Below are 14,607 nucleotides of genomic sequence, written 5' to 3'. Positions count from 1 at the left end.
GATCTAGTGAAATACCATTATATGACCAATTATATCTATACATTAAAAAGGAAATAATAGAAGGACGCATACAATACGGAACAAAACTGCCATCAAAACGGAAATTAGCTGATTTTTTAAAAATTAGTCAAAATACGGTGGAAACAGCCTATCAGCAATTGACCGCAGAAGGATATGTCGAGGCTTACCCGCGTAGAGGATATTTTGTCATGACGCATGAAGACTTAGAATATATGCAGACAAACCATTCCTTAAAGGAAAATACAGAAATAAGTCAGGAATATATAAAATACAATTTCCATCCAAGCATGATTGACACTGAAAATTTCCCATTTTCCGTATGGAGAAAATACGCAAAAAATACAATCACCAAAGAAAATCATTCTTTGCTACTGCTCGGCGAGTTACAAGGGGAGATGGAATTGCGGCAAGAAATCGCTCACTATTTGTATCAAGCCAGGGGGGTACAGTGTTCACCAGAACAAATAATTGTTGGGGCAGGTATCGAAATTTTATTGCAGCAGCTCTTTCTTCTATTTGATAAAAAAATGGTTTATGGTGTGGAGGATCCAGGTTACCATTTGATTTTGCAGATTCTAAAGGGCTTTCCAAATGAAGTGCATTCTCTTGAAGTAGATGAGGAAGGAGCAAAAGTAGAAACAATTAATCATAAAAACATCAATGTTGTCTATGTAGCTCCTTCCCACCACTTTCCATATGGAACTGTCTTATCGGTAAACCGCCGAACTAAGCTGTTAAAGTGGGCTGCAGCTGAGAAAGATCGTTATATTATCGAAGATGACTATGATAGTGAATTTCGCTATAGCGGAAAATCAATTCCCTCCTTGCAAAGCATGGACATTCATGAAAAAGTGATTTATTTAGGTGCATTTTCAAAATCTTTAATGCCATCAATCAGAATTAGTTATATGGTGCTGCCAAAGCCTCTTTTACAGCAATATAAAGAGAAATTGCCGTTCTACCATTCATGTTCCGTCTCAAGAATTGACCAGCATATTCTAGCTCAGTTCTTGAAGGAGGGAGATTTTGAAAGACATTTAAATAGAATGAGAAAGATTTATCGTCGTAAACTCGAAAAAGTTGTAGAATTATTAAAACCATATCAAGATAAGCTCTCTATCATTGGTGAACACTCTGGCCTTCATATCGTTCTCGTTGTTAATAACGGCATGAGTGAAGGGGAACTAGTTCAAAAAGCAGCTGAGAAAGCCATGAAGGTTTATCCATTATCCCATTACTCACTTGAAAAAATACTTGAAAATCCCCCGCAAATTGTTCTTGGTTTTGCTGGAATTCGTGAAAGTGAATTAGAAGATGCTATCCAAATGCTATTAAGATGTTGGAAGTTTTAATTTATAGAATAAAAAAATAGCAGCAAAAACCATGTCTTTGGTCTTTGCTGCTATATTTAGTATGTTTTACATCCATCCCTTTTCCTCAGCGATACTTATCGCCTCAATCCTATTTTTCACCTGAAGCTTACTAATGATTTCTGACATATAATTTCGAACAGTACCTGTCGAAAGAAAAAGTGCTGCTGAAATTTCCTTCGCTGTTTTTCCATCCGCGACCATTCGCAACACTTCCCGCTCACGTTCTGTTAGCGGATTTTCTTCTTTCATGCTCCCGAAAATTAACTCAGGTGCAAATTCACGCTTTCCCTTCATTACATTTCTAATAGATTCCGCAAGATCATCACTGGACCCGTCTTTAAGCAAGTAACCATGAACATCAACCTTTACAGCCCGTTCAAAATAGCCTGGCCGTGCGAAGGTCGTAAGGATGATAATTCTGCAGTCCGAACCAAGGCTCTTTAACTCCTCCGCAACATCCAGCCCGCTTTTGATTGGCATTTCGATATCCATCAAACAAACATCCGGCTTAAATGCTAAAATTGTCCGTAAAGCTTCCTCTCCATTCCGAACCTGTGCAACGACTTCTAAATCGTCCTCTAAATCCAACAGAGAGCCTAGTGCGCCGCGAAGCATTCCTTGATCCTCCGCAATCAAAATTCTAATCATGAAACATTCCCTGCCTCTCTCTCTTTTACGATAATGGGTACTGAAATGATCAGCATTGTTCCATTTTCAGATGTAATTTTGATAGATCCATCAATGAGTTGAAGCCTCTCTGACATTCCCTTCAAACCATTGCCGGCCATATTATTTATGGAAATCCCCTTTCCATTATCATGAATGCTTATTTGAATTTCCCCTGCTTTCTCAACAATATGAACGAGACATTTCTTTGCCTTACTATGTTTCACGACATTTGTAACTGCCTCACGCAGGCACATACTTAATATATTTTGCGTTAATACAGGAATCCCCTCAAGCTTTGTTTCACCATGAAAAAAGAACGTAATCCCCGCTGCTTCCAAAATCGATTCAGACTCCAGTAGCTCTTCAGCAACGGTAATAGTTCGCATATCGGAGACTAGCTCCCTCACTTGCGCTAATGCTGCACGCGACGTCCTTTCAATTTCTTTTGCCTCTTCCTTCGCCCTATTAGAATCTTTCTCTATCAGTTTTCCAACTAGTTGACTCTTTAGCGTAATGAGGGATAAGGTATGCCCGAGTGTATCATGCAAATCACGAGCAATTCGCATTCTTTCCTCTCGCTTCACAAGTTCCTTTATTTTTTCATTTGCTTCATTTAGCTTCTCTTCAAGCTCCATTTTATTAGCCATTGACCTAATCCCAAATGGAGAGATAAGCATGATCACAATGAAAGGTATAAAATAGAAGAAATTATTTGGATAGAGATCTCCAAACCTAATAATTATTGGACTAATGATTGCTATGCCAAATAAGATAAGACCCTTGAAAAAGATTTTTCTATCCCGATACCATCCGATAAAATTAGCCGGAAAAAAGCCTAAAAACACATTATTAATATTATAGAAAATTGATAGAATCAAAATAATGGCAACTTGAATTAATAACCATATCGTATAGGTCCTGTCACCGTTATCAATATAATGATATAGCTGCCGGTATGTAACTAGAAATAATCCTAGCAGCATATAGCCTGCAACTAATTTTATTCCAGGCTCAAAATAAATATAGTATCCCGGCATAAACAGATACACTAAAAAAATATACGGGAAAAATCCATACCTAGCCGGGAAAATCTCAAATTTCTTTTTTTTCTCTGGCATCTGCTACACCGCCGCTTCCTGCTTTCTCCTAATATATCCTGATAATAGCATAAAAACGATCAAGTATACTGCCAAAATTAACATATTACTCCATTCAGGGCTGTTCCCGCGAACAATCTCCCATGCGCCATTACCGAAATTATAGGAAGGCAGCCACTTTGCAAGCTTTTGCACAAAATCTGGCATAATTTCTATCGGCATCCACATCCCGCCAGAAATTGCGAGTACCATATAAATGATATTGCTAATGCCAGATGCCGTGTCCACTCGCTTCATTGTACCTACTAAAGTACCTAGAGCAAGAAACGGAAAGGAGCCTGCTAATATCCATAGTCCACTAATCACCCATTCATTTATAGAAAGAGAAACACCATTAATGATCGCACCTGCGATAAAAATAATCGAAATTGAAAAAATATGAATGATTGTTTGCCCAATCATTTTTGCAGCAAAATACGCATGATCAGATAAAGGAGTTATTCTCATAAACATCGACCAGCCTTTTGTCCGCTCCTCAACAAGTCTAATTCCTAATGTCATAATAGCTGAACCCATCACACTGAAAGTGGTCATTGACATTAAATAATGGGCCTGCCATACTTGTTTATCCTCAATGCCAGTATTAAAAATCTTTGTAAAAATGGCATAAAAGAGAATGGGCATTAACAGTGACCAAAACACAAAATATGGGTTTCGCAGAATTCTAATAATTTCAACTTTACATTGCATGCCAAATGCTTTCATATTATATTGCCTCCTTATTTTCCGTTAATTGTGAAAAAGCATCATCCAGTCGACCTTGATTAATTTCTACCCCTGATATTTGAATTTTCTGTTCAAACAGCTTCGCCAACACAAGATCTGTGTTTTCAGCCTCGATCATTATACGGTTGCCTTCTTCGTATACATGAGAAACAGTAGGCAACTGCTTTAATTTTTCGATGGAAATGCTCTCAGAAGTTGTAAAGGATATAGACTGCTTTGTCAGTTTTGCCTTAATTTCCTTAGGCGTTCCATCTTCAATGATTGACCCATAATGGAATAAAATAATTCTTTCAGAAGCATCATCGGCTTCCTGTAAATAATGAGTTGTAAATATGATTGTTTTTCCCCGCTCCTTTAAGATGCCAATTGTTTCCCAGAAACGTTTTCTTGATGTAATATCTAAGCCAACGGTTGGTTCATCAAAAAATAACAAATCGGGGTTTCCTGCCATCGCAAGTGCAAAACCGAGTCGCCGCTTTTGACCGCCAGACAGTTTATCAGCTCTCTTTTTCAATTCATCGTCCTTTAAACCAGTTAAAGCGACAAGCTCTTCAAAGCCAAGCGGATTTGGATAATAGCTTCTGAATAATTGAATAATCTCCTTGACAGTTAATGCATCAATGACACTTACTTCTTGAAGCATAGCGCCAATCTTTTCACGCACTTTTTTATCCTTCGGCTGCAGGCCAAAAAGATTTATCCTTCCCTCTGAAGGTTCAAGCAGCCCAAGCATCATCATAATTGTAGTTGTTTTTCCTGCACCATTAGGGCCAAGGATAGCCACAATCTCACCCTTATTAATTGTCAATGAAATATCGTTCACTGCTTTTTTATTTTTAAATGTTTTTGTAACATGATCCAGTACAATAATCGATTCCATTTTTTCCACCTCCGTCATTTCTACCTTTATTCTATAATTGGAAACGGGGCGGGATTAGTGGATAATGTCATTTCTTTCAAATGACATTTGTCATAATAAAAACGAAAGGTTAATAAAACAAAAAGACAGCCTTTCAAAAAGGCTGTCCAATAAAAACGTAAGCTTAATATTCACTTTCAATTGCTTTGATACGGTTATAGAGCTTTTCGTTTACCGGAGTCGAGATCCCATGCTTTCTCCCTAGTGCTAAAACTGTTCCTGAGAAGAGTTCAACTTCACTGAAGCGGTTTGCCTCTAAATCCTGTGCCATCGATGGCTTACCCTCAGGGCTTAATTTACTTAAGACGTTTAACCAATACTCGATATTCTCTTCAGTTAAATGAATCCCTTCCTTTACTGAGAGAACCATTACCTCTCTCATCGCTGCAATCATCGTCTCTCTTGCTTGTCCAAGTCTTTGAATTTCGCCATAGTTGCCTCCATAGACCGCGACCGTTTGATTAACACCGACATTTAACATAAATTTACTCCACAAATGTTTGTACATCTCAGGAATAATTTGATATGGAATTTCCTTTTTGTCAAAGAACTGCGCAACAGCTCTGACCTTTTCAATTGATTTTTCATCTGAGTCCCTATCACCAAAGCAGAGCATCCCCATATGATCATAAGTCAATTGGTTTCCTACCTTAACAGCATCCATCCCCTGAGCCACACAATATAAAACCTTGTCCATTCCGTATGCATCGCCAATAATAGCCTCGCTTGTAATTCCATTTAATGCAGACAGGATAATCGAGTGTTCCCCTACATGATTTTTGCAAGCTTGGATTGCATCAGTTAGTCCGTCATTTTTCACGGTAAAAATTAGTAAATCAGCAGGGTCTACATGCTCTTCAGGTGTTACATAATGAAAATCACAGCGTTCCTCATTGCAGTAAACATGCTCGCTCCGATATCTCTCTATTCGTCCCTTGTCAGCAATAATTCTTAGATTCCCCTTCGGCATTCTCTTTGATAGATGGTGACCGAATAGGACCCCTAATGCCCCTAAGCCTATGATGGATATGGTTTTAATCTCTTTCACACCTATACTCCCCCTTCTATACTGAATATTTTAACATACGGTGAGGAGGCAAATGGTGAAATTAACCAATTAATCAACGAACAAAAAGCGGTGCCAATTGGCCCGCCTTTATCGTTTGAAATTCCATTCATCTTGTTCATAGCGCTCTTTTGCAATTTTATTGACGTATGCTAATTCATCTTCTGTTAGCTCATATGGCTCCAATTCAATATTAAGCCCTTCGGCAAATCCTATCCGAAATGCTTCCTTTGCCTGTTCAAGCGTTATTCTTTCTTGACTAATTTCATTAATCGCAACAGCTTTATTTTTAAAGGCCCTTTGCATTCGCTCCTTCACCCGATCATTTGGGTATTTAAATAAGCTAAAGAGCTTATCTTCTTCGATATCAAGCAAAATGGAGCCGTGCTGAAGTATGACACCCTTCTGCCTTGTTTGTGCACTTCCGGCCACTTTCCGTCCTTCAACAACAAGCTCATACCAGCTTGGAGCATCAAAGCAGACAGCAGAGCGAGGATTTTTCAGTGATTCTCTCTCTTCATCCGTCTTTGGTACGGCGAAATATGCGTCCATACCTAAATGTTGAAAGCCTTTTAAAATCCCTTCGGAAATTACCCTATATGCTTCCGTAACAGTTTTCGGCATTTGAGGATGTTCCTCAGATACAATCACACTATATGTAAGCTCATGCTCATGAAGAACCCCTCTCCCGCCAGTTGGCCGTCTAACAAACCCTAGCCCATGCTGTTTAACAGCGTCCATATTAATCTCTCTATCAACATTTTGAAAGTATCCTATCGAAAGTGTCGCAGGATTCCATCCATAGAAACGAATGGTTGGTGGAATCTTCCCCGCACTATTCCAATCAAGGAGTGCTTCATCCAGTGCCATATTAAAAGAAGGAGACCCAGCACCTGTATCAATAAATCGCCATGTTTCTTTTGTCATCGTACAAACCTCATTTACAAATTGTATATGTATGCGAGTTTAGTCTATCAAAAAATTGCAAAAAAACAAAGCAACATGATTTTTGCAGGGAATTTGTCTGATTTCCTTTACTCGTCTGATAGAACACTTATATAATAGAGAAGGCAAGTTTCAGTGCGAAAGGAGAAAGACATTTTGGAAACACTTTATTTCCTTCTAATCATGTTAGGCGGATTCCTTACGTATTCCTTAATAACTTGGTTATATCAGAAGAGAATTGTCAAGACTTTGACAGAAGAGCAATTTCGCGAAGGCTACCGAAAAGCCCAGCTAATTGATGTTCGTGAACCTAATGAGTTTGAGAATGGACATATTCTAGGTGCTCGAAATATTCCGCTATCACAGTTGAAAATGCGCTTGAAGGAGCTTAGACCTGACAAGCCTGTCTATTTATATTGCCAAAGTGGCATGAGAAGCGGCAGAGCAGCCCAGTTTCTTCATCGCAAAGGGTATAAGGACCTTTCACATCTTCAAGGCGGATTTAAAAAATGGTCTGGTAAAATTAAGACAAAATAATACTGAAAAAACACACGATCAAAAGACCTCTGCATATTTCTATGCAGAGGTCTTTTTTGGTTCATATTATTGTTTTTGGTAACGAAGCACTGGCTTACGGGCAGCCATTGTTTCATCAAGACGGCCAATAACCGTACTATGTGGTGCTTCTTGAACGATTTCCGGATTCTCTTCTGCCTCTTTCGCAATTTGGATCATGGCATCACAGAATGCATCAAGCGTTTCTTTTGATTCTGTTTCAGTTGGTTCAATCATGATACATTCTTCCACGTTAAGCGGGAAGTAAATAGTTGGCGGATGGTAGCCAAAGTCTAGAAGGCGCTTCGCAATATCAAGTGTACGCACGCCATGTTTCTTTTGACGCTTTCCGCTTAATACGAATTCATGCTTACAATGCTTATCAAATGGAAGATCATAAGAACCTTGAAGTCTTCTCATCATATAGTTTGCATTTAATACTGCATATTCTGTTACAGCTTTTAATCCATCTGGACCCATTGAACGAATATACGTATAAGCACGAACATTAATTCCGAAGTTTCCATAATAAGGCTTCACACGGCCAATGGACTGCGGACGGTCATAATCTAATACGTATTGATCGCCTTGTTTCACTAAAACTGGCTTTGGCAGGTATGGAATCAAGTCTGCTTTTACACCAACAGGACCTGAACCAGGACCGCCACCGCCGTGCGGGCCAGTGAATGTTTTATGCAAGTTCAAGTGAACTAAGTCAAATCCCATATCTCCAGGACGTGCTTTAGACATAACGGCATTTAGGTTAGCTCCATCATAGTATAGCTTTCCGCCTGCACCGTGAACAATTTCTGCCATTTCAAGAATATTTTCTTCAAACAGCCCTAATGTATTTGGATTAGTAAGCATTAGTGCAGCAGTATCTTCGCCTACTACTCGTCTTAAATCCTCTAAGTCTACTAGTCCATCCTCATTGGATTTAACAGTAATCGTTTCAAAGCCAGCAACTGCAGCAGAAGCAGGGTTTGTACCATGTGCTGAGTCAGGTACAATGACTTTCGTACGGTTAAAGTCGCCATTTGCTTCATGGAACGCACGAACCATCATTAAAGCAGTCCATTCCCCATGAGCACCTGCAGCAGGCTGAAGTGTAACTTGATCCATACCCGTAATTTCGATTAAATGCTCCTGAAGATCATACATTAACTCTAGAGCACCTTGAACTGAACTCTCATCCTGAAGCGGGTGCAAATGAGCAAATCCAGCGTAACGTGCCACATTTTCATTGATTTTCGGATTATATTTCATTGTACAAGAGCCAAGCGGGTAAAAACCGGAGTCAACCCCATGGTTACGAGTAGATAGAGCCGTATAATGGCGCATAATATCTAACTCTGATACTTCTGGAAGCTCTGCTAATTCTTCTCTTAAATAGCCCGCTGGAATCAGTTCATTAATATCAGTTTCCGGAACATCCATTTCCGGGAGACTATAACCGATGCGGCCAGGGTTGCTTAATTCAAAAATGAGTGCTTGATCATCCTTATGCATGGTACTCCCCCATTTCTTTAACAAAAGTATCAATTTCTTCTTTTGTTCTTAATTCTGTGACCGCTACTAACATATGATTAGCTAGGTCAGAATAATCTCTGCCTAAATCATAGCCGCCAATGATGCCTTTTTTAAGAAGCTTTTGATTCACTTCTTTAACAGGTGTATTTAACTTAATGACAAATTCATTAAAGGATGGTCCTTCAAAGACAACTTCAAAGCCATTTTCTTTAAATGCTTTTTTAGCATAGCTGGCTTTCTGAATATTAGATAAAGCCATTTCTTGAACTCCTTGCTTTCCTAATGCTGTCATTGCTACGGATGCTGCAAGTGCATTTAAAGCTTGGTTTGAACAAATATTTGAAGTCGCCTTTTCACGGCGGATATGCTGTTCGCGCGCTTGAAGAGTTAGAACAAAGCCGCGGCGTCCTTCTTCATCAACTGTTTGTCCAACAAGACGTCCTGGCACTTTTCTCATTAATTTGTTCGTAACTGCAAAGTAACCGCAATGTGGGCCGCCAAATGCTGTCGGAATTCCGAAAGGCTGTGCATCTCCTGCAACAATATCTGCACCGAATTTTCCAGGAGGTGTTAGCGCTCCAAGTGCAAGTGGGTTGCTTGATACGACAAATAATGATTTTTGTGCGTGAATAATTTCTTCAAGCTCTTTCATTGGTTCAATTCTTCCAAAGAAGTTTGGATACTGAACGATTACCGCGGCGATATCATCATTGATCATTTCTTTCAATGCATCAATATCTGTTACACCATCTTTATGCGGAACCTCAACGACCTCAATGAATTGGCCTTTTGCATACATTTTTACAACTTCTTTTGATTCTGGATGTACTGCACTCGAGATTAATAGCTTTTTGCGTTTAGTTTGAGCAGCACTTAGCGTTCCAGCTTCAGCAAGAGCAGTTCCGCCATCATACATAGAAGAGTTCGCTACATCCATACCTGTTAATTCGCAAATCATTGTTTGGAATTCAAAGATTGCCTGTAGCTCCCCTTGAGAGATTTCTGGCTGGTATGGTGTATAGGCTGTATAGAATTCAGAACGGGAAAGTACATGATCAACGATAACTGGCATGTAATGATCATAAACCCCTGCTCCAATAAAAGAAGTATTGCTCTTTAGATCAGCATTTTTTTGAGCCATTAACGAAAGTTCTTTCATTAATGCTGTTTCAGTTGCTGCTGGCTTAATCTTATATTCACCTTTAAATCTAACTTTTTCTGGAATATCACTAAATAATTCGTCAATTGAGTTTACACCGATTGTAGCGAGCATTTCTTTCTTGTCTGTCTCAGTCATCGGTAAATAGCGATGTTTCATCATTTTGTCTCCTCTCCTATTTTTTCTCTGTTTTATAGAAAGGCGTCGCTGCCACAACTGCTTTTAGGCGCTTTCCGCGAATCTCTACTTCTACTTCTGTTCCAATAGCAGTATTTTCAGTCTTTAATAAAGCCAAGCCGATATTTTTCTTTAAAGTTGGAGATTGTGTACCTGTTGTTACTTCTCCAATTTGCTCTTCGCCTTTAAAAACTGGGTAGCCATGGCGTGGAATACCGCGATCGATCATTTCAATTCCAGCTAGTTTTCTAGTTAAACCTTCTTCTTTTTGTTTTAAAAGAACTTCTTTTCCGATAAAATCAGCTTCTTTATTCACTTTAACAGCAAAACCGATTCCTGCTTCAAGAGGTGTAATTTCCGGAGAAATTTCTTGGCCGTAAAGAACAAGATTTGCTTCAAAGCGCAACGTATCACGGGCACCTAAGCCACAAGCGATTACCCCTTCTTCTTTTCCAGCTTCTAAAATATCCTTCCAAATAGCTACAACATCATTGGCATCGCAATAAATTTCGAAGCCGTCTTCACCAGTATAGCCTGTTCTTGATACAAGAGCTTTTTTCCCATTTAGATCGACTTCATTTTGGAATTTAAAGAAACCGATGTCTGATAAATTAGTTTCACTTGCCAGCTTTTGAAGGACCCCTTCAGCTAATGGACCTTGGATCGCAACTTGTGCAGTCTTGTCAGAAAGGTTTTCGATTACTACATCGCCTTCAAGATGGTCTGCAAGCCATTTATAATCCTTTTCAATATTTGAAGCATTGACTACAAGTAAATAATGATCATCTGCAAATTTATAGACAAGTAAATCATCAACAGTCCCGCCATTTTCGTAGCACATTGCTGTATATTGGGCACCAAACTCTTTTAGTTTAGAGATGTCATTTGTCATCATTTTTTGAAGATATGAAAGACTGTCTGGACCCTTCACTTCAATTTCACCCATATGGGATACATCAAACAATCCAGCTTTTGTACGAACTGCTTCATGCTCCTCTTTAATGCTTGAGAACTGAACAGGCAGATCCCAGCCACCAAAGTCAATTGTCTTAGCACCATAGTCTTTGTAAACATCGAATAATGGTGTACGTTTTAACTGTGACATTCACTTGTCCCCCTTTTATCCTTTTTAAAAATTTAGAAATTTGCCAATGGAATGCAAAAAGCTCCATGCTCAGAAGCAAGCACATTCCACACACCAAAAAAAGACAGAAATCCCCCTATAAAAAGAGAAGATCCCTGTCCTTGCACCTGAAAGTTTACCGAAAACCGGTTTTCCCCTTTGGTGGCTTCTTAATTAAGAAGCACTCTCCAGAGCTACGTCCAACAAGGGTTCTTTTGCCTGAGAGATTCACAACAGAAATTGCTTGCTCCTTCGGCGCTACAAAAGTAGTCTCTCCCCTTATCATCATCCGTATTTATAAAATTTTCCAAATTGGTCATACTATACGCAAATGCGTCCTAAACAATTAGGTTTAGCATTAAATCCAAAATGAAACCTTTATTCTTTAATAAAATCATTCGATAAACAAAGTGGTTGTGGCAAATTTCAAAACTTTCAAAGCTATTATTATCCTACCATTAGAAACCTATTTGAGCAATGGGTAATATTTTTCTCGTTAAAAGAAATGCGGAAGCTCCTCGAAATTAGCAGGCGCAAAAGCAAGACAGCTTTAAAAGGAGAAGTTTTATGACAGTAAAAATTGAATTTGATTCGTCATGGCAAGAGGACTTTTTATCAAGAATTGAGCAGGACGGTCCATGGGGGAACTGGGAACTCTATAAACTAGCGGTAGAAGTTGAGAATCATACAACGATCCCTGAATTTGAGGGTCTGCAGGCACCTAAGCATCTATCGGGTCTTATACCATTGCCGCACCAGCTGGAGGTTGCTAAGCAAGTAGTAGAAAATATGAATGGAAAAGCCATTCTTGCAGATGAAGTAGGTTTAGGCAAAACAATTGAAGCGGGATTAATATTAAAGGAATACATGATACGCGGCTTAGTGAAAAAGGTACTAATCCTTGTGCCGGCCTCTCTAGTAACCCAATGGGCTATTGAGCTAAACACAAAATTTTTCATTCCAGCTATTACCCAGAGGAAAAGCTATGTTTGGGAGCAGTGTGATGTGGTTGTATCATCTATTGATACAGCTAAGCGAAATCCTCACAGAGATATAATATATAAACAAGATTATGATTTAATCATTATCGATGAAGCTCATAAGCTCAAAAATAATAAAACGAAAAACTATGAGTTTGTACAAAATTTAAAAAAGAAGTTTTGTTTACTTTTAACAGCTACACCCATTCAAAATCGGATCAGTGAAATTTTTAACCTGGTTTCTTTATTAAAGCCCGGCCATTTAGGAAATGAATCTGCTTTTTATCGAAAATACAGTAAGGATGCTCGTAACTTAGATGATGATAAGCATTTAAAGGAATTAGTCAATAAAGTCATGATTCGCAACCGGCGTGCAGATACAGGCATCGAGTGGACAAAACGAGTAGTCGAAACGATCCCTATTGAATTTTCAAAAGAAGAAAGGGAGCTTTATGAAGCAGTCACTAACATGCGGAGAGATAATGATTGGGTAAGCTCCAGCCAATTTTCTGTGATGACCCTTCAGCGCGAGGCCTGCAGCAGCCGTGAAGCAGTTTACTATACATTAAAAAATATGCTAGAAAGACAAGAGGAGCCAACTGAAGCCTATCAAAAGCAAATTCAATATTTAGTTACGAAGGTTGAAGCCGTACAAAAAAACTCTAAAGCGGAAAAAGCACTTGAATTAATTCAGCAAATTAACGATAAAGTCATTATTTTCACAGAATATCGGGCAACACAAATGTATCTTCAATGGTTTCTTAAGCAGTATGGCATTACCTCAGTACCCTTTCGAGGAGGGTTTAAAAGAGGCAAAAAAGATTGGATGCGTGAACTTTTTCAAAAAAACGCGCAAGTGCTGATTGCTACGGAAGCCGGAGGTGAAGGGATTAACCTTCAGTTTTGTCATCACATCATTAATTTTGACTTGCCATGGAACCCCATGAGACTTGAGCAAAGAATTGGGCGTATTCACCGACTTGGACAGGAAAAGGATGTCATGATTTATAATTTTGCTACAAAGGATACTGTTGAGGAGCATGTCTTAAAGTTGTTGTACGAGAAAATAAATCTTTTCGAAAAGGTGATTGGGGATTTAGACGATATTCTAACTAAGCTTGATTTCGGAAATATAGAGGATCACCTTATTGATATATTCGGCAAATCTGCCTCAGAGGGCGAAATGAGGATTAAAATGGAGAATTTATCATCGATGATTCAATTTGCTGAAGAAATGCGGGAGGGTGAAAAAAATGCAGCAACAAGAAATTCATAAATTTCTTGAAAAATACTTCCATGCTAACGGCTGTGAGATTGTAGAAAATGAGCAAGGCTATATGACAGTCCAATTAACAATTGAACTGGATAAAGAGCTTATGAATAGACCATTCTACTGGCATTACTTGGAGAAAACCGGAGGAGTGCCTAATCCCATGAAGCTTACATTTATAACCAATCAGCAGCATGCACCCGAACAAATAAAAGGAGAAAGTATTCACTTTGGTTCGCCGCGCCTTCACCAAATTTTTCAGTCAGCAAAAAGCTTAGCGGGTTATATTCGATTATATGAAAAACATCATCAGGCACCTGGGCAACAAATTCCCCTGAGGCCATGGCTTGCAATGAATGTCCGCATTTCCTATGAATGTGATCGAAAAAGGGATATTTTTAAATCAATTGGACTCCATTTAATAAATGGACAAATGGTTGAAAATTTTCATGATAAGCTGCTTCAATTACAGCTAACACCGAAAATTCCAGACTATTCGTTTACACTTTCTCCTCTAATTATGCCAAAAAGCGGAATCTCAAGAGTGGAAAATTTCCTTAAATATCAAATTGAACAAGAGGATCACACTTGGGCTGAAAAAGCTAGAGAACGCTGGGACAAGGACCTAAATCTTCTGGAGCATTTTTATGAAGAGGCAGAAGAAAAGGATGAAAGCTATGAAATTGAAAAAACGGCTTTAAAGGAACAATATGAGCCTAAAGTGAAGATCTCCATTATAAACGGAGGATTATTTTATTTAACTGATCAGGCTGTGTAACAACAAAAGCGGAAGCGCCTTGATAGGAGAACATCGATTAAAATCCGCCACGTCCTGTGGCAAACATCGATGTCAGCACATCCTGTGCAAGTCCGACAAGCATAATACAAGCCGGCAGAAAGGTTGTTCTTTAACCTTTTTGACGGATTGGCTTATGAC

General features: G+C 38.9%; 13 protein-coding genes and 2 riboswitches. Of the genes, 4 read left to right on the top strand and 9 right to left on the bottom strand.

The annotated features are described in order from the left end of the window. Window positions 1-1,373, top strand: a 1,373-nt coding sequence (locus V7164_RS09330) for a PLP-dependent aminotransferase family protein (protein WP_335353967.1), incomplete at its 5' end; no start/stop codon positions are given. A 66-nt stretch (window positions 1,374-1,439) separates the two neighbouring features. Here V7164_RS09330 and V7164_RS09325 read toward each other — a convergent pair. From V7164_RS09325 to V7164_RS09300, 6 genes are all read right to left on the bottom strand, one after another. Next, entirely contained in the window at window positions 1,440-2,042 is a 603-nt protein-coding gene (locus V7164_RS09325; protein WP_335347614.1) for a response regulator transcription factor, read from the bottom strand. Further along, complete coding sequence (locus V7164_RS09320) at window positions 2,039-3,181, bottom strand: sensor histidine kinase (RefSeq protein ID WP_335353966.1); 1,143 nt, start codon at window positions 3,179-3,181, stop codon at window positions 2,039-2,041. The genes V7164_RS09325 and V7164_RS09320 overlap by 4 nt, the downstream gene beginning before the upstream one ends. A 3-nt stretch (window positions 3,182-3,184) precedes the next feature. Next, window positions 3,185-3,925 (bottom strand): ABC transporter permease, encoded by a 741-nt coding sequence (locus V7164_RS09315; RefSeq protein ID WP_335353965.1) that lies wholly within the window; start codon window positions 3,923-3,925, stop codon window positions 3,185-3,187. A 1-nt stretch (window position 3,926) separates the two neighbouring features. After that, window positions 3,927-4,826: an ABC transporter ATP-binding protein gene (locus V7164_RS09310; RefSeq protein WP_335347891.1), complete on the bottom strand. Its 900-nt coding sequence runs from the start codon at window positions 4,824-4,826 to the stop codon at window positions 3,927-3,929. Window positions 4,827-4,989: 163 nt separating this feature from the next. Continuing rightward, window positions 4,990-5,913, bottom strand: coding sequence for a ketopantoate reductase family protein (locus V7164_RS09305; protein WP_335347892.1), 924 nt, complete (start codon window positions 5,911-5,913; stop codon window positions 4,990-4,992). 108 nt (window positions 5,914-6,021) lie between these two features. Beyond that, complete coding sequence (locus V7164_RS09300) at window positions 6,022-6,858, bottom strand: lipoate--protein ligase family protein (RefSeq protein WP_335347893.1); 837 nt, start codon at window positions 6,856-6,858, stop codon at window positions 6,022-6,024. A gap of 174 nt (window positions 6,859-7,032) precedes the next feature. Between V7164_RS09300 and V7164_RS09295 the strand changes: the two genes are divergently transcribed. Next, entirely contained in the window at window positions 7,033-7,413 is a 381-nt protein-coding gene (locus V7164_RS09295; protein ID WP_066293581.1) for a rhodanese-like domain-containing protein, read from the top strand. Between the two features lie 66 nt (window positions 7,414-7,479). On the opposite strand, the gene gcvPB is transcribed toward V7164_RS09295, so the two are convergent. From gcvPB to gcvT, 3 genes are read right to left on the bottom strand one after another with little or no spacing between them, the layout of a single operon-like run. Next, a complete protein-coding gene (gene gcvPB, locus V7164_RS09290; protein ID WP_335347894.1) occupies window positions 7,480-8,940 on the bottom strand; it encodes an aminomethyl-transferring glycine dehydrogenase subunit GcvPB in 1,461 nt (486 codons plus the stop codon). Then, complete coding sequence (gcvPA, locus tag V7164_RS09285) at window positions 8,933-10,279, bottom strand: aminomethyl-transferring glycine dehydrogenase subunit GcvPA (protein WP_335353970.1); 1,347 nt, start codon at window positions 10,277-10,279, stop codon at window positions 8,933-8,935. The genes gcvPB and gcvPA overlap by 8 nt, the downstream gene beginning before the upstream one ends. Before the next feature lie 16 nt (window positions 10,280-10,295). Beyond that, on the bottom strand, window positions 10,296-11,402 hold the full coding sequence (gene gcvT, locus V7164_RS09280) for a glycine cleavage system aminomethyltransferase GcvT (protein ID WP_335347127.1): 1,107 nt from the start codon (window positions 11,400-11,402) through the stop codon (window positions 10,296-10,298). Between the two features lie 132 nt (window positions 11,403-11,534). Then, a riboswitch (glycine riboswitch) is annotated at window positions 11,535-11,614 on the bottom strand. A gap of 3 nt (window positions 11,615-11,617) precedes the next feature. Then, window positions 11,618-11,709: riboswitch (glycine riboswitch) on the bottom strand. A gap of 278 nt (window positions 11,710-11,987) precedes the next feature. Between gcvT and V7164_RS09275 the strand changes: the two genes are divergently transcribed. Both V7164_RS09275 and V7164_RS09270 read left to right on the top strand, forming a co-directional pair. Next, window positions 11,988-13,676 carry a DEAD/DEAH box helicase gene (locus V7164_RS09275; protein WP_335353964.1) on the top strand — a complete coding sequence of 563 codons (1,689 nt, stop codon included), beginning with the start codon at window positions 11,988-11,990 and terminating at the stop codon, window positions 13,674-13,676. Next, window positions 13,654-14,448, top strand: coding sequence for a YqhG family protein (locus tag V7164_RS09270; protein WP_335346600.1), 795 nt, complete (start codon window positions 13,654-13,656; stop codon window positions 14,446-14,448). The genes V7164_RS09275 and V7164_RS09270 overlap by 23 nt, the downstream gene beginning before the upstream one ends. Window positions 14,449-14,607 lie beyond the last annotated feature (159 nt).

The organism is Bacillus sp. JJ1474 (assembly GCF_036965225.1).
In the GTDB taxonomy this organism is placed as follows: Bacteria; Bacillota; Bacilli; order Bacillales; family Cytobacillaceae; genus Cytobacillus.
This window is presented reverse-complemented; position numbering and strand designations above follow the sequence as displayed.